Source organism: Bradyrhizobium sp. LA2.1 (assembly GCF_040547725.1).
Taxonomy (GTDB): Bacteria; Pseudomonadota; Alphaproteobacteria; order Rhizobiales; family Xanthobacteraceae; genus Bradyrhizobium; species Bradyrhizobium barranii.
In genome coordinates, this window is record NZ_JBEPQI010000020.1 from 98,725 (window position 1) to 119,999 (window position 21,275).

Consider the following 21,275-nt stretch of genomic DNA (forward strand, 5'->3'; position numbering starts at 1 on the left):
ATGACCAAGCTCATCATCGACGGCAAAGAGATCGATGTCCCCGCCGAATTCACGCTGCTTCAGGCCTGCGAGGCGGCCGGCGCCGAGATTCCGCGCTTCTGCTATCACGAGCGGCTGTCGATCGCCGGCAATTGCCGGATGTGCCTCGTCGAAGTGAAGGGCGGCCCGAAGCCGGTCGCAAGCTGCGCCTGGGGCGTGCGCGATTGCCGTCCGGGCCCCAAGGGCGAGCCGCCGGAAATCTCCACGCGTTCGCCGATGGTGAAGAAGGCGCGCGAAGGCGTGATGGAATTCCTTCTCATCAACCATCCGCTGGACTGCCCGATCTGCGACCAGGGTGGCGAGTGCGACCTTCAGGATCAGGCGATGGGCTATGGTGTCGACACCAGCCGCTTCGCCGAGAACAAGCGCGCCGTCGAGGACAAGTACCTCGGCGCGCTGGTCAAGACCTCGATGAACCGCTGCATCCAGTGCACGCGCTGCGTCCGCTTCTCGGCGGAAGTCGCCGGCGCGCCCGAGATGGGCGCCACCGGCCGCGGCGAGGACATGGAGATCACGACCTATCTCGAGCACGCGCTGACGTCCGAATTGCAGGGCAATCTCGTCGACATCTGCCCGGTCGGTGCGCTGACCTCGAAGCCCTATGCCTTCGCGGCGCGCCCGTGGGAGCTCGGCAAGACCCAGTCGATCGACGTGATGGACGGCATCGGTTCGGCGATCCGCGTCGACACCCGCGGCCGTGAGGTGATGCGCGTGCTGCCGCGCATCAACGAGGCCGTGAACGAGGAGTGGATCTCCGACAAGACCCGTCACGTCGTTGACGGCCTGCGCACCCAGCGCCTCGACCGGCCCTATATCCGCGAAGCCGGCAAGCTGCGCGCGGCGAGCTGGCCGGAAGCCTTTGCCGCGATCGCCGCGAAGGCGGCGCGCACCGACGGCAAGCGCATCGGCGCGATCGCCGGTGACCTCGCCGGCGTCGAAGAGATGTTCGCGCTGAAGGACCTGCTCGCCAAGTACGGCTCGGGCAATCTGGCGGTGCAGGGCGGCGACGCCTTCGATCCCGCGCTCGGCCGCGGCTCCTACATCTTCAATCCGACGCTGGTCGGCGTCGAGCAGGCCGATGCGCTGCTCATCATCGGCGCCAATCCGCGCAAGGAAGCGGCCGTGTTCAACGCCCGCATCCGCAAGCGCTGGCGCGCCGGCGGCTTCAAGGTCGGCGTGATCGGCGCCAAGGTCGACCTGACCTACGACTATGATCATCTGGGTGCGGGCACCGAGACGCTCGGCGAGCTCGCGGCTGGCAAGCACTCCTTCATGGACGTGCTGAAGAACGCCAAGAACCCGATCATCCTGGTCGGCGCAGGCGCGGCCTCGCGTCACGACGGCGCCGCCATTCTCGCCGCCGCCGCCAAGCTCGCGCTCGATGTCGGCGCGGTGAAGGACGGCTGGAACGGCTTCGGCGTGCTGCACGAGACCGCCTCGCGCGTCGGTGCGCTCGATATCGGCTTTGTCGCCGGTGCGGGCGGGCTGAACGCCGCGCAGATGACGACCTTCGGCACGCTGGACCTGCTGTTCCTGCTCGGCGCCGACGAGATCAAGCCGTCGGACGGCACCTTCGTCGTCTATATCGGCACCCATGGCGACCGCGGCGCGCATCGCGCCGACGTCATCCTGCCGGCCGCCGCCTACACCGAGAAGTCCGCGATCTACGTCAACACCGAAGGCCGCGTGCAGATGACCGGCCGCGCTGCGTTCCCGCCGGGCGAAGCCCGCGAGGACTGGGCGATCGTCCGCGCGCTGTCGGAAGCGCTCGGCAAGAAGCTCGGCTACGACTCACTGTCGGCGCTGCGCCAAGCGATCTTCAAGGCCGTGCCGCACCTGATCCGTCTCGACCAGATCGAGGCCGGCTCCGCCGAGCAGATCAAGAAGCTGGCGGGGAAGGGCGGCTCGCCGGAGAAGGCGCCGTTCAGGCCGGCGATCGAGGACTTCTATTTGACCAACCCAATCGCGCGTGCGTCCGCCGTGATGGCGGAATGCTCGCGGCTTGCCTCCGGGCAGATGCTGACCGCAGCGGAGTGAGCCGATGGAATTCTTCGAAAGCGCATTCTGGACCGGTTTCCTCTGGCCGCTGATCATCATGGTCGCGGAGAGCGTCCTGGTGCTCGTCGTCCTGCTGGTCGCGATCGCCTACATCCTGCTCGCCGACCGCAAGATCTGGGCGGCGGTGCAGATCCGCCGCGGCCCGAACGTGGTCGGCCCCTGGGGCCTGCTGCAGTCCTTCGCCGACCTGCTGAAGTTCGTGCTGAAGGAGCCGATCATCCCGTCCGGCGCCAACAAGGGCGTGTTTCTCCTTGCTCCCTTGGTCTCATGCGTGCTCGCGCTCGCCGCCTGGGCGGTGATCCCGACCAATCTCGGCTGGGTGATCTCCGACATCAATGTCGGCGTGCTCTTCATCTTCGCGATCTCGTCGCTGTCGATCTACGGCATCATCATGGCCGGCTGGTCGTCGAACTCGAAATACCCGTTCCTGGCCGCGCTGCGCTCGGCGGCGCAGATGGTGTCCTACGAGGTCTCGATCGGCTTCGTCATCATCACGGTGCTGCTCTGCGCCGGCACGCTGAACCTGTCGGCCGTGGTCGAGGCCCAGCATGCCCGTGGCCTTGCCAGCCTGATCGGGTTGCCGCAGCTCACCATCCTGAACTGGTATGTGTGGCCGCTGTTCCCGATGTTCGTGATCTTCTACGTCTCGGCGTTGGCGGAAACCAACCGTCCGCCGTTCGACCTCGTGGAAGCTGAATCAGAGCTCGTCGCCGGCTTCATGGTCGAATACGGCTCGACGCCGTATCTGCTGTTCATGCTCGGCGAGTATGTCGCGATCGTCACGATGTGCGCGCTGGCGACGATCCTGTTCCTCGGAGGCTGGCTGCCGCCGGTGGATCTGCCGCCCTTCAACTGGGTGCCGGGGATCATCTGGTTCTCGCTCAAAGTGTTCTTCATGTTCTTCCTGTTCGCGATGGCAAAGGCGATCGTGCCGCGCTACCGCTACGACCAATTGATGCGCCTCGGCTGGAAGGTGTTCCTGCCGCTGTCGCTGGCGATGGTGGTCGTGGTGGCCGGTGTGCTGCATTTCGCCGGCATCGCGCCGAAGTGAGGGCCGTCATGGGTATCAACATCAACGCCACTGCACGCTCGCTCCTGCTGTCGGAATTCGTCTCGGCGTTCTTCCTCGCCATGCGCTATTTCTTCCAGCCGAAGCCGACGCTGAACTATCCCTTCGAGAAGGGCCCGATCTCGCCGCGCTTCCGCGGCGAGCATGCGCTGCGCCGTTATCCGAACGGCGAAGAGCGCTGCATCGCCTGCAAGCTGTGCGAAGCCATTTGCCCGGCGCAGGCCATCACCATCGAGGCCGGCCCGCGCCGCAACGACGGCACCCGCCGCACCGTGCGCTACGACATCGACATGGTGAAGTGCATCTATTGCGGCCTCTGCCAGGAGGCCTGTCCGGTCGACGCCATCGTCGAAGGTCCGAACTTCGAGTTCGCGACCGAGACCCGCGAGGAACTGTTCTATGACAAGGCCAAGCTGCTCGCCAATGGCGACCGCTGGGAACGCGAGATCGCGAAAGCGATCGAGCTCGACGCGCCGTACCGGTGAGATGAGAGCATGATCCTTCCCGCGCTGTTCTTCTATCTCTTCGCCGGCGTCTGCGTCGCCTCGGCGGTGATGGTGATTGTCTCGCGCAATCCCGTGCACTCCGTGCTGTACCTGATCCTGGCCTTCGTCAACGCCTCCGGCCTGTTCGTGCTGATGGGCGCCGAATTCCTCGCGATGATCCTGATTGTCGTCTACGTCGGCGCCGTCGCGGTGCTGTTCCTGTTCGTGATCATGATGCTCGACGTCGACTTCCTCGAGCTGCGCGAGGGCTTCATCGAGTACCTGCCGGTGGGCCTCGTGATCGGCGGCATCTTCCTGTTCGAGCTGCTGCTCACCGTCGGCTTCTGGGTCATCAACCCCGGCGTCTCCAAGACGATCACGGCGGCGATCCCGACCAATGTCAGCAACACCGAGGCGCTCGGGCTCGTGCTCTATACGAAGTACATCCACTACTTCCAGCTCGCGGGCATGGTGCTGCTGGTCGCCATGATCGGCGCCATCGTGCTGACGCTGCGCCACAAGGCGAACGTGAAGCGGCAGGACATCAACGTTCAGAATGCACGCACGCCCGAGATGGCGATGGCGATGCGCAAGGTGGCGTCGGGGCAGGGGCTCCAGGACAGCGACGCGGCGGAGTGGGTGAAATGACGATCGGGCTCGGACATTATCTGGCGGTCGGCGCGATCCTGTTCACGCTCGGGATCCTCGGCATCTTCCTGAACCGCAAGAACATCATCGTCATCCTGATGTCGATCGAGCTGATCCTGCTCTCGGTCAACATCAACCTCGTCGCGTTCTCGACCTTCCTCGGCGACATCGTCGGCCAGGTCTTCGCATTGCTGGTGCTGACTGTTGCGGCCGCGGAAGCCGCGATCGGTCTCGCCATCCTGGTGGTCTATTTCCGCAACCGCGGCTCGATCGCGGTTGAGGACGTCAATCTGATGAAGGGCTGAGCTCAGTCATGGTTCAGGCGATTGTCTTTCTGCCTCTGCTGGGCGCCATCCTTGCTGGCCTGATCGCGCTATTCGGCGCGCATGCCCGCAACCCCTCGGGCGATGAGGTCGAGCATCACGGCGATCATGGCCACGGCGACGCGCACGCGTCGGCGGCCCATGACGACCATGGTCACGACGATCACGGTCATGATGACCACGGCCATGGCCCGGTCGAGCCGCCGGCCGCGGGCTCGCGGGGCGCCGAGCTGATCACGACCGCGCTGCTGTTCGTCTCGGCGGCGCTGTCCTGGATGACGCTGGTCGATGTCGGCTTCATGCACCACGACATGCGCATTCCGCTGTTGCCCTGGATCATGTCGGGCGACCTCCAGGTCTACTGGACGCTGCGGGTCGACACGCTCACCGCCGTGATGCTGGTGGTGGTGACGACCGTGTCCTCGCTCGTGCACCTCTATTCCATCGGCTACATGGACGAGGATCCGTATCGGCCGCGCTTCTTCGGCTATCTCTCGCTGTTCACCTTCGCCATGCTGATGCTGGTGACGGCCGACAACCTCGTGCAGCTGTTCTTCGGCTGGGAAGGCGTGGGTCTCGCCAGCTATCTCCTGATCGGCTTCTGGTACCAGAAGCCGTCGGCGAACGCGGCGGCGATCAAGGCCTTCGTGGTCAACCGCGTCGGCGATTTCGGCTTCGCGCTCGGCATTTTCGCGATCTTCATGCTGACGAGCTCGACCGATTTCGAGACCATCTTCCATGCAGCTCCGAGCCTGACCGGCAAGACCATCGACTTCCTCGGCTGGCACGCCGACGCGCTGACCCTGACCTGCCTCCTGCTGTTCATGGGCGCGATGGGCAAGTCGGCGCAGTTCCTGCTGCACACCTGGCTGCCGGACGCGATGGAAGGCCCGACCCCGGTCTCCGCGCTGATCCACGCCGCGACCATGGTCACCGCCGGCGTGTTCATGGTGGCGCGCCTGTCGCCGCTGTTCGAGCTCGCCCCGAACGCGCAGGCCGTCGTGATGTTCTTCGGCGCCACCACGGCGTTCTTCGCCGCCACCATCGGCCTCGTCCAGAACGACATCAAGCGCATCGTCGCGTACTCGACCTGTTCGCAGCTCGGCTACATGTTCGTGGCGATGGGAGCAGGGGCCTATTCGGTCGGCATGTTCCACCTGTTCACGCACGCCTTCTTCAAGGCGCTGCTGTTCTTGGGCTCCGGCTCGGTGATCTACGCGATGCACCACGAGCAGGACATCCGCAACATGGGCGGCCTCTGGCGCAAGATCCCCTACACCTATGCGGTGATGGTGATCGGCACGCTGGCGCTCACGGGCTTCCCGCTCACGGCGGGCTATTTCTCCAAGGACGCCATCATCGAGTCCGCCTACGCCTCGCATAATCCGTTCGCGATGTACGGCTTCCTGATGACGGTCGTCGCCGCCGGCCTGACCTCGTTCTACTCCTGGCGCCTGATCTTCAAGACCTTCCACGGCGAGCCCCATGACGAGCATCACTACGAGGCCGCGCATGAGGCTCCGCTCTGGATACTGATCCCGATCGGCGTTCTCGCGGTCGGCTCGATCGTCGCGGGCTTCCCGTTCAAGGAGCTGTTCGCCGGTCACGGCGTCGAGGAGTTCTTCCGCGAGTCCGTGAAGATGAACCCGCACATCATCGAGGAGATGCACCACATCCCCGAGACCATCGCCATCCTGCCGACGGTGATGATGGTGCTGGGCTTCCTGGTGTCGTATCTGTTCTACATCCGCCGGCCCTATCTGCCGGTCGAGCTCGCGAACACGCAGCCGATGCTGTACCAGTTCCTGCTCAACAAATGGTACTTCGACGAGCTCTACGATCTCATCTTCGTCCGCCCGGCGAAGTGGATCGGCTATCAGCTCTGGAAGAAGGGTGATGGCTTCATCATCGACGGTCTCGGTCCCGACGGTATCTCGGCCCGCGTGCTGGACGTCACCCGCAACGTGGTGAAGATCCAGACCGGCTATCTCTATCACTACGCGTTCGCCATGCTGATCGGCGCCGCCGGCCTGATCACCTGGTTCATGTTCGGCTTTGGAGGCCAGTAAATGACAACCTGGCCAATCCTTTCGGTCACGACGTTCCTGCCGCTGGTTGGCGCGCTGATCGTCTATCTCAGCCGAGGCGATGACGAGGCGGCCCGGCGCAATGCGCGCTGGATCGCGCTGTGGACCACGCTGATCACCTTCGCGGTGTCGGTGATCCTGGTGATGCGCTTCGATCCGTCGAGCGCCGACTTCCAGTTCGTCGAGAAGGCGAACTGGCTCGCCACCGGCATCACCTACCACATGGGCGTCGACGGCATCTCGCTGCCGCTGGTGATCCTGACCACCGCCATCATGCCGTTCTGCATCATCGCGAGCTGGAAGGCGATCACCAACCGCGTCCGCGAATACATGATGGCGTTCCTGATCCTGGAAACGCTGATGATCGGCACCTTCTCGGCGCTCGATCTCGTGCTGTTCTACCTGTTCTTCGAGGGCGGCCTGATCCCGATGTTCCTGATCATCGGCGTCTGGGGCGGTCCGCGCCGGGTCTACGCGTCGTTCAAGTTCTTCCTCTACACGCTGCTCGGCTCGGTGCTGATGCTGCTCGCCATCATGGCGCTGTACTGGAACGGCGGCACCACCGACATCCCGACCCTGATGCACACCGCCGTGCCGCGATCCCTGCAGACCTGGGCGTGGCTCGCCTTCTTCGCGTCGTTCGCGGTGAAGATGCCGATGTGGCCGGTGCACACCTGGCTCCCCGACGCCCACGTCGAGGCGCCGACCGCGGGCTCGGTGGTTCTGGCCGCGATCCTGCTGAAGATGGGCGGCTATGGCTTCCTGCGCTTCTCGCTGCCGATGTTCCCCCTGGCCTCGCACGACTTCGCGCCGCTGATCTTCACGCTCTCGGCCATCGCCATCATCTACACCTCGCTGGTCGCCCTGATGCAGGAGGACATGAAGAAGCTGATTGCGTACTCGTCAGTGGCGCATATGGGCTTCGTCACCATGGGCATCTTCGCCGGCACCATGCAGGGCGTCGCCGGCGGCATGTTCCAGATGATCTCGCACGGCATCGTCTCCGGCGCGCTGTTCCTCTGCGTCGGCATCGTCTACGACCGCATGCACACCCGCGAGATCGCGGCCTATGGCGGCCTCGTCAACCGGATGCCGCTCTACGCGTTGACCTTCATGATCTTCACCATGGCCAATGTCGGTCTGCCCGGCACCTCCGGCTTCGTCGGCGAGTTCATGACGCTGCTCGGCACCTTCAAGGTCTCGATCCCGACCGCGTTCTTCGCGACCTTCGGCGTGATCCTGTCGGCCTGCTACGCGCTGTGGCTGTACCGCAAGGTTGTGTTCGGGGCGCTGGTCAAGCCGTCGCTGGCGAGCATGAAGGATCTCACTTTCCGCGAGTGCGTGACGCTGTTCCCGCTGATCGCGCTGACGATCCTGTTCGGCGTCTATCCGAAGCCGGTGCTCGATATGTCGGCCGTCTCGGTCCAGCAACTCGTCAACAATTACAACACCGCTGTGACGGCCGTGAAGGCCGCCGCACTGCTCCAGTGATCGGGCAGGTCAGGATATCGCCATGAGCTTTGAGACTGCAGGTTATCAACTGGCGCCGGTGCTGCCCGAGATTGTGCTCGCGGTCGGCGCCATGGCACTCTTGATGCTGGGGGCCTATCGCGGGCAGGAGACCACCAGGACCGTCACGACGCTTTCGGTCCTGCTGCTGGTCGTGGTCGGCGTGCTCGTCTACGCGCAGCCTGCGGGCAAGCACGTCACCTTCGGCGGCAGCTTCATCGTCGACGACTTCGCGCGCTTCATGAAGATCCTGGCCTTGATCGGCTCGGCGGTGACGCTGGTGCTGTCGACCGAGTTCCTGTCGGACCCGTCGCGCCGGATCTTCGAATACGCGATCCTGGTGCTGCTCTCGACGCTCGGCATGATGGTGCTGATCTCGGCGGGCGATTTGATCTCGCTCTATCTCGGCCTCGAGCTGATGTCGCTCGCGCTCTATGTCGTGGCGGCCTCGAACCGCGACAACGCCAAGTCGACCGAAGCGGGCCTGAAGTACTTCGTGCTCGGCGCGTTGTCGTCGGGCATGCTGCTGTACGGCTCCTCGCTGGTCTACGGCTTCACCGGCACGGTCAGCTTCACCGGCATCGCGGCGGCCGCGACGGTCTCGAATATCGGCCTGGTGTTCGGCCTGGTCTTCCTGCTCGCCGGCCTCTGCTTCAAGGTCTCGGCCGTGCCGTTCCACATGTGGACGCCTGACGTCTACGAGGGCGCGCCGACGCCGGTCACCGCCTTCTTCGCCTCGGCGCCGAAGGTGGCCGCGCTCGCCGTTTTCACGCGCGTCACGCTGACCGCGTTCCCCGGCATCGTCTCGCAGTGGCAGCAGATCCTGGTGTTCGTGGCAATCGCCTCGATGGCGCTCGGCTCTTTCGCCGCGATCGGCCAGTCCAACATCAAGCGCCTGATGGCTTATTCCTCGATCGGCCACATGGGCTTTGCCCTGGTCGGCCTCGCCTCCGGCACGGTCGAAGGCGCGCAGGGCGTCTTGATGTACATCGTGATCTATGTCGCGATGACGCTCGGCTCGTTCTCGGTCATTCTGGCGATGAAGCGCAACGGCCAGGCCGTCGAGAAGATCAGCGATTTCGCCGGTCTGTCGCGGACCAATCCGCTGCTCGCCTTCATGTTCGCGATGCTGCTGTTTTCGCTCGCCGGAATCCCGCCGCTCGCCGGCTTCTTCGCCAAATGGTACGTCTTCGTCGCCGCCATCAAGGCGAACCTGTTCACGCTCGCCGTCATCGGCGTGTTGACCAGCGTCGTGGGCGCCTACTACTACCTGACCATCGTCAAGACGATGTACTTCGACGAGCCGGCCGGTCAGGTCGATCCGGTGCGCGTCGAGGTGAAGACTGTGCTGGCTGTCTTTGGCCTGTTCAACATCCTCTTCGCGCTGTTCGCGGGCCCGGTGGTGAGCGTCGCCTCCGCCGCGGCAAAGTCGCTGTTTTAGGATGGGGTTCGCGCTCGGTCCTCGCGCACTCTCGGCGGGCTACAAGCTCGCGGCTTTCGAACGGACCGGTTCGACCAACACCGACGCCATCGAGCACGCGCGGGCCGGCGAACGCGGCCCGATGTGGTTCGTCACCTCCGACCAGACCGCCGGCCGCGGCCGGCGCCAGCGTGCCTGGATCGCGCCAAAGGGCAATCTGGCTGCCAGCGTCCTCGAGGTGCTGGACATAGCGCCTGCGGTTGCCGCCACCATCGGGTTTGCGGCGGGGCTCGCGGAAGAGGCTGCCCTGGAGAAGGTTAGCCTCGAGGCCGCATTGCGGCTTGGTCCTGAGCGGCCCAGATACGCCCTGAAATGGCCGAATGACGTCCTCGCGGGCGGCAAGAAGCTGGTCGGCATTGGCCTCGAAGCCGAGGCCATCGGCGATCGTCTCGCCGTCGTCGTCGGCATCGGCACCAACGTCGTGGCGGCGCCGGAGGGCACGCCGACGCCGGCCGTGTCGCTGGCCGCGCTCGGCGTCCAGATCAGCGCGGAAGAGCTGTTCTCGGCGCTGTCCGACGCCTGGGTCGAGTTCCTCGGCATCTGGGACAATGGCCGCGGCTTTGCGGAGATCCGCAAGCTGTGGCTGGAGCGAGCCTGTGGCCTCGGCGAACGGGTCGCGATCAACACGGGGACGATGACGCTGGAAGGCATTTTCGACACCATCGACGACACCGGCTGCCTGATCGTCCGCACCGTTGACGGCCGACGCCTCCCGGTGGCGGCCGGCGAGGTGTTCTTCGGTTCGGCCGCCTCCGTGGGAGCTGCGTGATGGCGAAGCCTGACGAACTGGTATTTGCGCCGCTCGGCGGCGTCGGCGAGATCGGCATGAATTTGTCGATCTACGGCCTCGGCAATCGCCAGCAGCGCGCCTGGCTGGCGGTCGATCTCGGCGTCTCCTTCGGCGACGAGGAGCATCTGCCAGGCATCGACCTGATCATGCCCGACATCAGCTTCCTGGAGAAGGAACGCAAGAACCTGATGGGTCTCGTGCTGACCCACGCCCATGAGGACCATTTCGGCGCCATCATCGACCTCTGGCCGAAGCTGAAATGCCCGATCTATGCCACGCAGTTCAGCGCGGCGCTGTTCGAGGCCAAATGCGCCGCCGAGCGCAATGCGCCGAAAATCCCGGTGACGGTGGTGCCGTCGGGCGGGCGCGTCGATATCGGCCCGTTCAAGGTCGAGTTCATTCCCGTCGCGCATTCGATCCCGGAAGCGCATGCGCTGGCGATCCACACCGAGGTCGGCACGGTGCTGCACACCGGCGACTGGAAGATTGACCCGACCCCGACGCTCGGGAGCCCGACCGACGAGAAGCGTTTGCGCGAACTGGGCGAGGAGGGCGTGCTCGCCCTGATCGGCGATTCCACCAATGCCGTGCGTGACGGCCGCTCGCCCTCGGAAGCCGAGGTCGCGCGAACCATCATCGACCTGGTCAAGGGCGCCAAGGGCCGCGTCGCGGTGACGACCTTCGCCTCCAACGTCGCGCGCATCAAGGCCGTCGCTGCCGCGGCCAGGGCTGCCGATCGCGAGGTCGTCGTGGTCGGCCGCGCCATGGAGCGCGTGGTGCAGGTCGCGCGCGAGACCGGTTATCTCGACGGCGTGCAGAACTTCCGCTCGCCCGAGGTCTACGGCCATCTTCCGCAGGACAAGGTGCTGGCGCTGTGCACCGGCAGCCAGGGCGAGCCGCGCGCGGCACTGGCGCGCATCGCCAATGACGACCATCCCGAGATCACGCTCAACCGCGGCGACAGCGTGATCTTCTCCTCGCGCACCATCCCGGGCAACGAGAAGGCCGTCGGCTCGATCATCAACAATCTGGTGCTGCAGGGCGTCGAGGTCCTTACCGACCGCGACCATCTGGTCCACGTCTCCGGCCATCCCCGCCGCGACGAATTGCGCGACATGATCGCCTGGACCAAGCCGCAGCTCCTGATCCCCGTCCATGGCGAGGCGCTGCACCTGAACGAGCATGCCAAGCTCGCGCGCGCCGCCGGCGTGCCGCGCGTCCTGGTCGTTCGCAACGGCGACCTGATCAAGCTCGGCCCGGGTGATCCCGGCATCATCGGCGAGGTGCCCTCCGGCCGGATCTACAAGGACGGCACGATCTTGGAGGACTCCAAGTCCCGCGCCGTGGTCGAGCGTCGTCGCATGGCTTTCTCCGGCTGCGCCTTCGTCGCGGTCGCGATGACGGAGCAGGGCGAGCTTGCCGACGATCCCGAGGTCGATCTCGTCGGCATTCCCGAGAAGAACCGGGACGGCGAGCCCTTCGACGACATCGTCTTCGACGCTGTGGTCTCCACCATCGAGGGCCTGCCAAAGGCGCGCCGCCGCGATGCGGATGCCCTGGCTGAGTCGGTGCGACGCGCTGTCCGTGCCGTCATCAACGAACATTGGGGCAAAAAGCCCCCCTGTCTGGTACACGTCCTGACGGTGTAGTTGAGCATGGTCTTCGGATCATGCGCTGAGGGAGAAGAAACATGCTGGGTCGCCTCAACCACGTCGCGATCGCGACCAAGGACGCCGTCAAGTCCGCGAAGATCTATGGCGCGGCGTTCGGGGCGCAGATCTCGGAGGCGGTCGCGCTGCCCGAGCATGGCGTCACCACCGTGTTCGCGACACTGCCCAATACCAAGATCGAGTTCATCGAGCCGCTCGGCGAGGCCTCGCCGATCGCGAAGTTCCTCGAGCGCAATGCCGACGGCGGCATCCACCATATCTGCTACGAGGTCGTCGACATCATCGCCTCGCGCGACACGCTGGTGAAGGAGGGCGCACGGGTGCTCGGCGACGGCGTGCCGAAGATCGGCGCCCACGGCAAGCCGGTGCTGTTCCTGCACCCGAAGGATTTTTCCGGGGCGCTGGTCGAAATCGAGCAGGCGTAGGGCGCCGGATCATGGCCATCCAGATATCGACCGCGCTTGCGATCTACTTCGTCATCTGGTGGATCGCGCTGTTTCTGACGCTGCCGTTCGGCGTGCGCAGCCAGCACGAGGACGGCGTCGGCGCGCCCGGCACCGACCCCGGCGCACCGGTTCTGACGCGGATGAGAGGCAAGCTGATCTGGACCACGATCATCTCGGCGATCATCTACGGGATCGGCATCGCCGCCTATCATGCCGGCTATCTTTCGATCGAACGCTTGTCAAAATTGATGGGAATGCCGTTCTAGACGTTTTTGCCGGCAATATTGTTTTGGGGGAAACGAATGACTTTTCAGCGGATCGTCATCGCGCTTCTGGTGCTGATCGTCGCCGGCCTTGGCGCCATCGGCTATTTCGAGTGGAAGATGGCCGTGCAGGTCCGAACGCTGAAGGCGTTCGTCGAGGGCTCTGTCTTCAACGAGGCCGTGATGGCCTGCGAGCAGGCCAAGAGCTCGACGCCGTTCAAGTGGAACGGGGGCAAGAGCACCTCGGTGATCGGCCTGAACTCGGTCAAGCTGGACAAATACACCGTCAGCGCCAGCTACACGCTGGTGGCGGACAGCGTTTATTGTGATTACGATCCCATCAAAAGAAAGGCCGAGATCGGCTCGAGCTTCCTGGAGCGGGAGTAACGATCCGGCCATGCCAAGAGCATGATCCGGAAAAGTGCGAAGCGGTTTTCCGATAAGATCGTGCTCAAATATCATGGGGTGGGATCGTCATGGCCGACGCGGGGGACTACCGGATTCTGCATGAGGCGGCCTTGCGGGACCATCTCGCGGGTATTTCCGACCTGAAGGCACTCATCGGCGGCGAGCCGGCCGCCTGGGGCATCACCGAGGTCGGCGACGGCAATCTCAATCTCGTCTTCATCGTCAAGGGCGCGCGCGGCGGCGTCGCCGTGAAGCAGGCGCTGCCCTACGTCCGCCTCGTCGGCGAGAGCTGGCCGCTGCCGCTGTCGCGGGCCCATTACGAGTATCTCGCCTTGTCGAAGCAGGCCCAGCTCGCGCCCGGCCTCGTGCCGGCCCTGCTGCACCACAACGAGACACTGGCGTTGACCGTGATGGAGCTGCTCGAGCCCCACATCATCATGCGCAAGGGGATGGTCGCCGCAACGCAATATCCCGGTTTCGTGGACGACATCACCACCTTCATGGCGCGCACCCTGTTCTTCACCTCCGACCTCGCCCTGTCGGCGGCCGAGAAGAAGCAGGGCATCGCCGCCTTTGCCGGCAACCACGCGCTCTGCAAGATCACCGAAGACCTGATCTTCACCGATCCCTACCGCATTGCCGAGCAGAACCGCTGGACCGCGCCATATCTCGACGGCCTGGCCGCGTCGTTGCGCGACGACATGGACCTGCACGTCGCGATCTCCCGGCTGAAGCTGAAGTTCATGGCAAGCCCCGAGGCACTGCTCCACGGCGATCTCCACACCGGCTCGATCATGGTGACGGAGAGCCAGACGCGCGTGATCGATCCCGAATTCGCATTCTACGGCCCAATGGGATTCGACGTCGGCGCGGTGCTTGCGAACCTCCTGATGGCCTATTTCGCCTCCGCCGGCCACGAGCGCGCGCCGGGCGAGCGGCAGGCGTTCGAAAGCTGGGTGCTGGAAACGGTCGAGAAGGTCTGGAGCGAGCTCGCCCGTAAGTTCCTCGATCTCTGGCGCGCTGGCGCCACCGGCGATGCCTATCCGGTCACGCTCTTCGCCGGCGAGAGGGGCGCCGCATGCCTGGAAGCCGAGCGGCAGGCCTACATGCAGCGGCTGTTCACTGACACCGTCGGCTTCGCCGCCGCCAAAACCCTCCGCCGTATCTTCGGCCTGGCCCACAACATCGACTTCGAGCTGATCGAGGACCCGAAGAAGCGCGCGATCAGCGAGGCTCGCGCCGTGCGGCTGGCGAGAGCGATGATGGTGGAGGCGGGGGCATTTCCGAACATCTCGGACGTCACCGGCGCAGCGCGAAAACTGCGCGATTGGCAGCCGGAGTTTGCGAACGGCTAGGGGCCGATGCGCTTTAATAAAGCCGCATCGGCAGCAGGGCGCCGTCCGTGCCGGCCAGCAGGCCCCAGGTCTCGCTGGGCGCGACCTCGAACTCCCGGCTCTGGACCGTGCCGCCCTCGACCTTGAGGGTGACCTTGTACTTGCCGGGCGGAAGATCGATCTTTTGGCTGTCCGGTATTTCGGCTGCTGCGGAGTCCGAGTGCGCCAGTTTCTCGCCGGCGTGTGCCGCCAGCTTGATGGTCTGGTCGGCGACGGTGATGACCGCCGCCTCGTCCGACTTGTTGCCGAGCATCAGCTTTGCCTGCCTCGGCCTCGGCAGGAGGCCGGCATTCGCGATACCCGGCTTGCGCAGCGAAAGTTCGGCGATTGTCCTGTCGTCCTGACGGGAAAGCCGGAGCAGGACCGGTCCACGGGCCGTCGTGAAGGTGATCACGGCCCGGTCCGGTTCGACCACCGTCTCGATCCAGCCACGCTTGCCGAGCTCGGCGCGATAGAAGCCGAGCACAGCCGAGAGATCGCGCGGGGTCTCGGCGTAGACTGACGCGATGAACGGCGAATTCTTCGCCGTAGCGATGCTCCAGCTCTCTGGCAGTGGCAGGCCGGTGCCCTGGGAAACCCTGGCTTCGAAACCCGTACGTGCGCCCCGTGCGACCGCTCCGACAGGGATGCTCAGCAGTCGTTCGACGAAATTATCCGGAGTGTCATGGCCCCGGACCGCCCACCACGTCTCGTCAAGATAGTCGTTCACGCCGGTGGTGCGACTCCAGCTGAACCGGATGCTGTCCGCCTCGCTGTACCGGCCGAGGCTGGCCGCGACCGGGCTTGCCAGCACGGCCGTGGCGGCGAGCAGTCCGCCCGTGAGCAAGATACCTAGCGTTCGGCGATTCATTTTTTCCGTGATCCCTGGGGCTCAGATAATGATCCTGAGCTTGGTCGCGTTGATCACGAAAAATGTTCACTGCTCTCGGTCGCTCATGATGCACCGCAATCGGCGGCTTGCACCGCTTGGGACGCAACCTGGCCTCCGAGGGTCTCGCGAGCGCCGCGTTCCGGAACCCGTCGCCATCAAAACGAAGCTTGCGTTCGACGGGCTACGAATGATCAAATCCCTGATCGGAATGCCTGCGTTGTTGGGGGACACATGATGTTCAGGATGATCGCGATCGTCGCTGGTTTGGGGCTGGCGCTCGCCACCTCGGCGGAGGCCCAGGCGCCGCGCAAGGGCGGAACCATCCGCATGACGGCGCCCTACGGTTCGAGTTTCACGAGCCTCGATATTCACACCACGCAGCGCGCCCAGGACGAGATCTACGCCAAGGCGCTGCACCGGTCGCTCTACATCTGGAATTCCGCGGAGGGCAAGCCGGTTCTGGAGCTCGCCAAGGAGGACGTGGTCTCGGGAGGCGGTCTCGTTCACACCTTCAAGCTGCGCGACGACGCCTATTTCCACAACGGCCGCAAGATGACCGCCGACGACGTCATCTGGTCCTACAACCGCATCATGGACGGCACCAAGGCCTATCCCGGCGCGCGTTTTGTCCGCGTCATCGAGGGCGCGGCCGCGGTCGAGAAGGGACAGGCCAAGGAGATCTCCGGCCTCAAGAAGATCGACGACTTCACCCTCGAAATGAAGCTGACCGAGAAAGTCGATCCGGGCTTCTACTTCTTCACCGCGCTGACCTCGATCTATCCCGCCGACGAGGCCGCCAAGGAGAGCTTCATCCAGAAGCCGATCGGTCTCGGGCCATTCAAATTCGTCGAGCACGTGCCGGGATCGCGCATCGTTTTGGAGCGCTGGGACCGGTTCTACAAGCCGGGCAAGCCCTACGCCGACAAGGTCATCGTGTCGATCATGGGTGAGGCCGCGGCGCGCGATGTCGCCTTCCGCAACAAGGAGATCGACACCTCGGTGCTGGGACCTGCGCAATATGTCGCCTATCAGTCCGACGCCGACCTCAAGGGCACCATCGTCGAAGTCGCCGAGGTCTTCACGCGTTACATGGGCATGAATCCCTCGTTCAAGCCGTTCACCGACAAGCGCGTCCGGCAGGCGATCAACTACGCGATCGATACCGACCTGATCATCAACAAGCTGGTCAAGGGCAAGGCCTATCGCGCCACCAGCTGGCTGCCGTTGACATCTCCAGCCTACGACAAGGCGATGAAGCCTTACCCCTACGATCCCGCCAAGGCCAAGCAGCTGCTCGCGGAGGCCGGCTATCCGCAGGGCTTCGAATTCGAATGGACCACCAGCCAGAATGAAAGCTGGGGTCTGCCGATCGTCTCGGCCGTGATCCCGATGCTGGACAAGGTCGGCATCAAGGCGAAGGTCAAGCAGGTCGAGACCGCGGTGCTGGCCGAGGTGGTGCGCAGCGGCGACTACCAGGCCTTCATCTATTCCCAGGCGACCGGCCCGGATCCCCTGGCCGCGCTCAAATGCTTCCACTCCTCGACGCCGCAGCCGGCCTGCAACTACATGAACTACAAGAATGCCGATTTCGACAAGCTGATCGATGCAGCAGGGCAGGCCGACGATCCCGCAAAGCGCACCGAGCTGCTGCAAAAGGCCAATGCGCTGCTCTATGAGGAAGCGCCGGTCTGGTTCTTCAACTACAACAAGGCGGTCATGGCGGTGCAGCCGTGGCTCAAGGGCGTTCAGCTCAATGCGACGGAGCTGACCCATCAGAACGTCGAAGACCTCTGGGTCGACGAGACCTCGCCCGCGAAGTGACACGCGCTCTCGCGCTCCCTCCATCGCGACGAGCGGTGGGGGGAGAGAGGAAAAGCCTGGATGCTCTCGTTCCTGCTCCGCCGTCTTCTGCAAACCATTCCGACCGTGCTCGCTGTCGTGCTGCTGGTCTTTGTGCTGTTCAGCGTCGTTCCCGGCAGTATTGTCTCGAGCATGAGCGACGACAGCGATCCCCAGGTCGAGCTGCGCATGAAGAAGCAGCTCGGCCTCGACGATCCCCTCTATTGGCGTTTCGGCGCCTACATCGCCAAGCTCGCGACCGGTGACTTCGGCACCTCGTTCCGGACCCGCGAGCCTGTCACGACCATGATCGCCAAACGGGCCTGGCCGACGCTGCAGCTCATCTTCACGGCCATGACGTTTGCGATTTTGATCGGTGTTCCCCTTGGTTTCATCGCAGCGCTGAAACCCGGGGGCATCGTCGATACGCTCGCCATGGTGCTGGCGGTGTCGGGCCTTTCCATTGCCAAATTCTGGCTCGGATTGGTGCTGATGTATCTGTTTGCGTTGAAGCTCGGCTGGCTGCCGAGCTTCGGCTATGGCGATGGAGGGCTGAAATATCTGCTTCTGCCGGCCGTGACGCTTGGCGTCTCGCCGATGGCGCTATTTGCCCGCACGACGCGCGCTGCGGTCCTCGAGATCATGACCGCTGATTTCGTCCGCACCGCGCGCTCGAAGGGCATGAGCGAGACGCGTGTCGTGAAGTGGCATGTGATGCGCAACGCGCTCGTCATCATTCTCACCACCGTCGGCCTTCAGTTCGGCGGGCTGATGGGGCAGGCGGTCGTGGTCGAGAAACTATTCTCCTGGCCGGGCATCGGTTCGCTGCTCGTCGACAGTGTGCTCCAGCGCGACATTCCCGCCGTCCAGGGCTCCATTCTCGTGGTGGTGCTGGCCTTTCTCGCGATCAATCTGCTGATCGACGTGCTCTACGGCGTGATCGATCCCAGGATCAGATACGCATGAAGCTCCGCGCCAATCTCATCATCGGTGGCGCGCTGTTCGCGCTCGCGATCCTGGTCGGCCTGCTCGCGCCCTGGCTGGCGCACACCGATCCCGTCCTCGACGCTAACCTCATGAACGCGGAGGAGCCTCCGAGCTGGACCTGGTGGTTCGGCACCGACGACCAGGGCCGCGACATCTATTCCCGCGTCGTCTACGGCGCCCGCGTCTCGCTGACCGTTGGCATCGTCTCGCAGCTCATCAACAGCGTCATCGGCGTCGCGCTCGGCTTGAGCGCGGGCTATTGGGGCGGCTGGTGGGACGATTTCGTCAACGGCCTGACCAATCTGATGCTCGCGATCCCCTCGCTGATCTTCGCGCTCGCCATCATGGCGGTGCTTGGCCCCGGCCTCACCAGCCTGCTGATCGCGCTCGGCCTGACCAACTGGTCCTTTACCTGCCGGATCGCACGGGCCTCGGCGCTGTCGCTGAGGAGCCAGGGCTATGTGCAGGCGGCGACCGTGCTCGGCTACGGCGATCTGCGGATCATGGTCACGCAGCTGCTGCCGAACATGCTAGGGCCGATCGTCGTCATCGGCACGCTCGGCATGGGTAGCGCGGTCCTGTCCGAAGCTGCCTTGTCGTTCCTCGGCCTCGGCGTCCGCCCGCCCTTTCCGAGTTGGGGCAGCATGTTGTCGGATGCGCGCGAGCAGATCACGACGGCGCCGTGGCTCTCGGTGTTTCCGGGCCTTGCCATCTTCCTGACGGTGCTCGGCCTGAACCTGCTCGGCGACGGCCTGCGCGACATTCTCGATCCCCAGTCGCGGAGCCGGCGGACATGACGGGCGCGCCGCTGATCGAAGTCGAAGATTTGCGCATCGATCTCGACGACGGAGCAACGCGCGTCGCGGCAGCCGAGGGCATTTCGTTCCGCATCGATCGCGGCGAGACATTCGGGCTGGTCGGCGAATCCGGCTGCGGCAAGAGCATCACGGCGCTCGCCTTGATCGGCCTGTTGCGGCAACCGCTGTCGATCGGCGGCGGCGTCATCCGGTTTGAGGGACGGGAGATCCAGCACCTTTCCGCGGCCAGGCAGCGGGAGCTGCGCGGCAATCGCATCGCCATGATCTTCCAGGAGCCGATGACGGCGCTGAATCCGGTCTCGCCGGTGGGGCGGCAGATCGCCGAGATGTTCGTGCTGCACAAGGGCAAGAGCTGGCGCGAAGCCAACCAACTCGCGGTCGAGGCGCTGGCGAGCGTCCGCGTCCCCGCACCGGAGCGGCGCGTCAACGACTACCCGCACCAGCTGTCCGGCGGCATGCGCCAGCGCGTCATGATCGCCATTGCGCTCGCATGCGGTCCGGATCTCCTGATCGCGGACGAACCGACCACCGCGCTCGACGTGACGGTGCAGGCGGAAATCATCGAGCTGATGCGCAATCTGTGCGCCGAGCGGGGAACGGCGATCCTGATGATCAGCCACGATCTCGGCCTCGTCGCCAATGTCTGCCGCCGTGTCGCCGTCATGTATGCCGGCCGCATCGTCGAGGAGCGCGGCTCTGCCGATATTTTCCGGGCGCCTTCGCATCCCTATACGCAGGGCCTGGTCGCCTCGCTGCCGCGGCTGGGTAGCCGGGCCGCGCTTGGCCGCACCAGGCTCAAGGAGATCGCGGGCGTGGTTCCAGCCATCACGAATTTCCCGGATGGCTGCCGGTTCAATCCGCGCTGTACGCAGGCCACCGAGATTTGCCGAACAGTGGCGCCGGAGACGGATTTGCTGGGGGCCGGCGGTTTCGTCCGGTGTTATCACCATGCATGAGCCGCAAGCCATGCAGGGGGAAGCGAGGCCGGACGACGATCTCATTCTCAGTGTCGAGGATCTCGCGGTTCATTTTCCGATGGGGGGCGGCCTGCTGGGCCGCGGCCGGCGGGTGCTCCGTGCCGTCGACGGCGTTGATCTCAGGCTGAGACGAGGCGAATGCCTCGGCCTTGTCGGCGAGTCCGGCTCGGGCAAGTCGACCGTCGCATTGTCGATCCTGGGTCTGTTGACGCCGACGCGCGGCCGCATCGTGCTGGACGGGCAGGTGGTGACGAACAGGCAAGCCGGCGACCGAAAGTCGCTGGCCCGCACCGTGCAGATCGTCTTTCAGGATCCCTACGCCTCGCTCAATCCGCGCCAGACCGTCCGCCGCACGCTGGAAGATCCCCTGCGTGTGCATGGCGTGACCGCAAAAAGTGAGATCGAGGACCGTGTTGCGGCGATGCTGCGGCATGTCGGCCTGCGGCCGGAACAGGCCGACCGCTATCCGCATGAATTCTCCGGCGGCCAGCGCCAGCGCATCGGGATTGCGCGCGCCCTGATCCTCAATCCCAGGATCGTCATCTGCGACGAGCCCGTGTCGGCGCTCGACGTCTCGATCCGCGCCCAGATCATCAATTTGCTGCTGGAATTGAAGGACACGCTCGGTCTTTCCTACATCATGATCAGCCACGACCTCGGCGTCGTCGAGCACATGAGCGACCGCGTCGCCGTCATGTATCTCGGCCGCATCGTCGAGAACGGCCACTGGCGCGAAATCTTCGAGCGGCCGGCGCACCCCTATACGCAAGCCCTGATCGCGGCCATCCCCGATCCGCTGCGTCATGCGCCGTTGGCGACGACAGGGGGCGACCTTCCGAACCCGCTCAATCCGCCGAACGGATGCGCCTTCAGCCCGCGTTGCCGGTACGCGGAGGCCGTGTGTCGCCACGAGCCCGGTCCGGTGCTGGAAACGCGCGCCGATGGACATGAGGTGAGGTGCTGGCGGGCTGACGAGATTGCGGGGCAGGCGGCATTGGCCTCGACCGGAGGCGGGCATCCCTAGGGATGGGAGGCGCGTCCGTCGCGGTCAAAAGCGTCGCTCTAGTGGGCCGCTAGTCACGTCCGGTCTGTCCTGACAGGCGGACGATTTTTG

General features: G+C 64.8%; 20 protein-coding genes. 19 read left to right on the top strand and 1 reads right to left on the bottom strand.

The features are described 5' to 3' along the window. The 14 genes from nuoG (at position 1) to mtnK (ending at position 14,630) form a co-directional block, all read left to right on the top strand. Complete coding sequence (gene nuoG / locus ABIB95_RS32140; protein WP_354245391.1) at positions 1 to 2,076, top strand: NADH-quinone oxidoreductase subunit NuoG; 2,076 nt, start codon at positions 1 to 3, stop codon at positions 2,074 to 2,076. A 4-nt stretch (positions 2,077 to 2,080) separates the two neighbouring features. After that, on the top strand, positions 2,081 to 3,148 hold the full coding sequence (nuoH, locus tag ABIB95_RS32145; protein ID WP_063982981.1) for an NADH-quinone oxidoreductase subunit NuoH: 1,068 nt from the start codon (positions 2,081 to 2,083) through the stop codon (positions 3,146 to 3,148). A 14-nt stretch (positions 3,149 to 3,162) separates the two neighbouring features. Further along, positions 3,163 to 3,651 (top strand): NADH-quinone oxidoreductase subunit NuoI, encoded by a 489-nt coding sequence (gene nuoI / locus ABIB95_RS32150; protein WP_027529879.1) that lies wholly within the window; start codon positions 3,163 to 3,165, stop codon positions 3,649 to 3,651. 9 nt (positions 3,652 to 3,660) lie between these two features. Further along, positions 3,661 to 4,299: an NADH-quinone oxidoreductase subunit J gene (locus ABIB95_RS32155; RefSeq protein WP_028149057.1), complete on the top strand. Its 639-nt coding sequence runs from the start codon at positions 3,661 to 3,663 to the stop codon at positions 4,297 to 4,299. Further along, the gene (nuoK, locus tag ABIB95_RS32160) at positions 4,296 to 4,604 is read left to right on the top strand and encodes an NADH-quinone oxidoreductase subunit NuoK (RefSeq protein WP_008547737.1); all 309 of its coding nucleotides are present in this window, start codon (positions 4,296 to 4,298) and stop codon (positions 4,602 to 4,604) included. Before ABIB95_RS32155 ends, nuoK begins: the two co-directional genes overlap by 4 nt. 8 nt (positions 4,605 to 4,612) lie before the next feature. After that, complete coding sequence (gene nuoL / locus ABIB95_RS32165) at positions 4,613 to 6,691, top strand: NADH-quinone oxidoreductase subunit L (protein ID WP_063982982.1); 2,079 nt, start codon at positions 4,613 to 4,615, stop codon at positions 6,689 to 6,691. Continuing rightward, the gene (locus ABIB95_RS32170; protein WP_071913375.1) at positions 6,692 to 8,200 is read left to right on the top strand and encodes an NADH-quinone oxidoreductase subunit M; all 1,509 of its coding nucleotides are present in this window, start codon (positions 6,692 to 6,694) and stop codon (positions 8,198 to 8,200) included. Positions 8,201 to 8,222: 22 nt separating this feature from the next. Next, a complete protein-coding gene (gene nuoN, locus ABIB95_RS32175; protein ID WP_085400356.1) occupies positions 8,223 to 9,659 on the top strand; it encodes an NADH-quinone oxidoreductase subunit NuoN in 1,437 nt (478 codons plus the stop codon). Position 9,660: 1 nt separating this feature from the next. Further along, positions 9,661 to 10,467: a biotin--[acetyl-CoA-carboxylase] ligase gene (locus ABIB95_RS32180; RefSeq protein WP_208071089.1), complete on the top strand. Its 807-nt coding sequence runs from the start codon at positions 9,661 to 9,663 to the stop codon at positions 10,465 to 10,467. Continuing rightward, entirely contained in the window at positions 10,467 to 12,137 is a 1,671-nt protein-coding gene (locus ABIB95_RS32185) for a ribonuclease J (RefSeq protein ID WP_354245396.1), read from the top strand. The genes ABIB95_RS32180 and ABIB95_RS32185 overlap by 1 nt, the downstream gene beginning before the upstream one ends. Before the next feature lie 41 nt (positions 12,138 to 12,178). Continuing rightward, entirely contained in the window at positions 12,179 to 12,583 is a 405-nt protein-coding gene (gene mce, locus ABIB95_RS32190; protein ID WP_028149063.1) for a methylmalonyl-CoA epimerase, read from the top strand. Positions 12,584 to 12,594: 11 nt separating this feature from the next. Beyond that, positions 12,595 to 12,870, top strand: coding sequence for a DUF1467 family protein (locus ABIB95_RS32195; RefSeq protein ID WP_038943027.1), 276 nt, complete (start codon positions 12,595 to 12,597; stop codon positions 12,868 to 12,870). A 36-nt stretch (positions 12,871 to 12,906) separates the two neighbouring features. After that, the gene (locus ABIB95_RS32200) at positions 12,907 to 13,254 is read left to right on the top strand and encodes a hypothetical protein (RefSeq protein ID WP_014494873.1); all 348 of its coding nucleotides are present in this window, start codon (positions 12,907 to 12,909) and stop codon (positions 13,252 to 13,254) included. A gap of 89 nt (positions 13,255 to 13,343) precedes the next feature. Beyond that, positions 13,344 to 14,630, top strand: a complete 1,287-nt coding sequence (gene mtnK / locus ABIB95_RS32205) for an S-methyl-5-thioribose kinase (protein ID WP_354245399.1) — start codon at positions 13,344 to 13,346, stop codon at positions 14,628 to 14,630. Between the two features lie 13 nt (positions 14,631 to 14,643). Here the strand turns inward: mtnK and ABIB95_RS32210 are convergent, their stop codons facing one another. Then, complete coding sequence (locus ABIB95_RS32210; RefSeq protein WP_354245401.1) at positions 14,644 to 15,519, bottom strand: hypothetical protein; 876 nt, start codon at positions 15,517 to 15,519, stop codon at positions 14,644 to 14,646. 252 nt (positions 15,520 to 15,771) lie between these two features. Between ABIB95_RS32210 and ABIB95_RS32215 the strand changes: the two genes are divergently transcribed. Genes ABIB95_RS32215 through ABIB95_RS32235 form a run of 5 tightly spaced genes read left to right on the top strand, consistent with a single transcriptional unit; the run spans position 15,772 to position 21,185 of the window. Further along, positions 15,772 to 17,361, top strand: a complete 1,590-nt coding sequence (locus ABIB95_RS32215; protein WP_354245403.1) for an ABC transporter substrate-binding protein — start codon at positions 15,772 to 15,774, stop codon at positions 17,359 to 17,361. Positions 17,362 to 17,421: 60 nt separating this feature from the next. Then, positions 17,422 to 18,345, top strand: coding sequence for an ABC transporter permease (locus ABIB95_RS32220; RefSeq protein WP_063982990.1), 924 nt, complete (start codon positions 17,422 to 17,424; stop codon positions 18,343 to 18,345). Continuing rightward, positions 18,342 to 19,163 (top strand): ABC transporter permease, encoded by an 822-nt coding sequence (locus ABIB95_RS32225; RefSeq protein ID WP_038936568.1) that lies wholly within the window; start codon positions 18,342 to 18,344, stop codon positions 19,161 to 19,163. Before ABIB95_RS32220 ends, ABIB95_RS32225 begins: the two co-directional genes overlap by 4 nt. Beyond that, entirely contained in the window at positions 19,160 to 20,140 is a 981-nt protein-coding gene (locus ABIB95_RS32230) for an ABC transporter ATP-binding protein (protein WP_354245406.1), read from the top strand. Before ABIB95_RS32225 ends, ABIB95_RS32230 begins: the two co-directional genes overlap by 4 nt. Continuing rightward, entirely contained in the window at positions 20,133 to 21,185 is a 1,053-nt protein-coding gene (locus tag ABIB95_RS32235) for an ABC transporter ATP-binding protein (protein WP_354245409.1), read from the top strand. Before ABIB95_RS32230 ends, ABIB95_RS32235 begins: the two co-directional genes overlap by 8 nt. The last annotated feature ends 90 nt before the right edge of the window (positions 21,186 to 21,275 follow it).

Bases quoted from the DNA above. Each gene is read 5' to 3' on its own strand.
- nuoG (WP_354245391.1), top strand. From the start codon at position 1: ATGACCAAGCTCATCATCGACGGCAAAGAGATCGATGTCCCCGCCGAA.
- nuoH (WP_063982981.1), top strand. From the start codon at position 2,081: ATGGAATTCTTCGAAAGCGCATTCTGGACCGGTTTCCTCTGGCCGCTG.
- ABIB95_RS32155 (WP_028149057.1), top strand. From the start codon at position 3,661: ATGATCCTTCCCGCGCTGTTCTTCTATCTCTTCGCCGGCGTCTGCGTC.
- nuoK (WP_008547737.1), top strand. From the start codon at position 4,296: ATGACGATCGGGCTCGGACATTATCTGGCGGTCGGCGCGATCCTGTTC.
- nuoL (WP_063982982.1), top strand. From the start codon at position 4,613: ATGGTTCAGGCGATTGTCTTTCTGCCTCTGCTGGGCGCCATCCTTGCT.
- ABIB95_RS32170 (WP_071913375.1), top strand. From the start codon at position 6,692: ATGACAACCTGGCCAATCCTTTCGGTCACGACGTTCCTGCCGCTGGTT.
- nuoN (WP_085400356.1), top strand. From the start codon at position 8,223: ATGAGCTTTGAGACTGCAGGTTATCAACTGGCGCCGGTGCTGCCCGAG.
- ABIB95_RS32180 (WP_208071089.1), top strand. From the start codon at position 9,661: ATGGGGTTCGCGCTCGGTCCTCGCGCACTCTCGGCGGGCTACAAGCTC.
- ABIB95_RS32185 (WP_354245396.1), top strand. From the start codon at position 10,467: ATGGCGAAGCCTGACGAACTGGTATTTGCGCCGCTCGGCGGCGTCGGC.
- mce (WP_028149063.1), top strand. From the start codon at position 12,179: ATGCTGGGTCGCCTCAACCACGTCGCGATCGCGACCAAGGACGCCGTC.
- ABIB95_RS32195 (WP_038943027.1), top strand. From the start codon at position 12,595: ATGGCCATCCAGATATCGACCGCGCTTGCGATCTACTTCGTCATCTGG.
- ABIB95_RS32200 (WP_014494873.1), top strand. From the start codon at position 12,907: ATGACTTTTCAGCGGATCGTCATCGCGCTTCTGGTGCTGATCGTCGCC.
- mtnK (WP_354245399.1), top strand. From the start codon at position 13,344: ATGGCCGACGCGGGGGACTACCGGATTCTGCATGAGGCGGCCTTGCGG.
- ABIB95_RS32210 (WP_354245401.1), bottom strand. From the start codon at position 15,519: ATGAATCGCCGAACGCTAGGTATCTTGCTCACGGGCGGACTGCTCGCC.
- ABIB95_RS32215 (WP_354245403.1), top strand. From the start codon at position 15,772: ATGATGTTCAGGATGATCGCGATCGTCGCTGGTTTGGGGCTGGCGCTC.
- ABIB95_RS32220 (WP_063982990.1), top strand. From the start codon at position 17,422: ATGCTCTCGTTCCTGCTCCGCCGTCTTCTGCAAACCATTCCGACCGTG.
- ABIB95_RS32225 (WP_038936568.1), top strand. From the start codon at position 18,342: ATGAAGCTCCGCGCCAATCTCATCATCGGTGGCGCGCTGTTCGCGCTC.
- ABIB95_RS32230 (WP_354245406.1), top strand. From the start codon at position 19,160: ATGACGGGCGCGCCGCTGATCGAAGTCGAAGATTTGCGCATCGATCTC.
- ABIB95_RS32235 (WP_354245409.1), top strand. From the start codon at position 20,133: ATGCATGAGCCGCAAGCCATGCAGGGGGAAGCGAGGCCGGACGACGAT.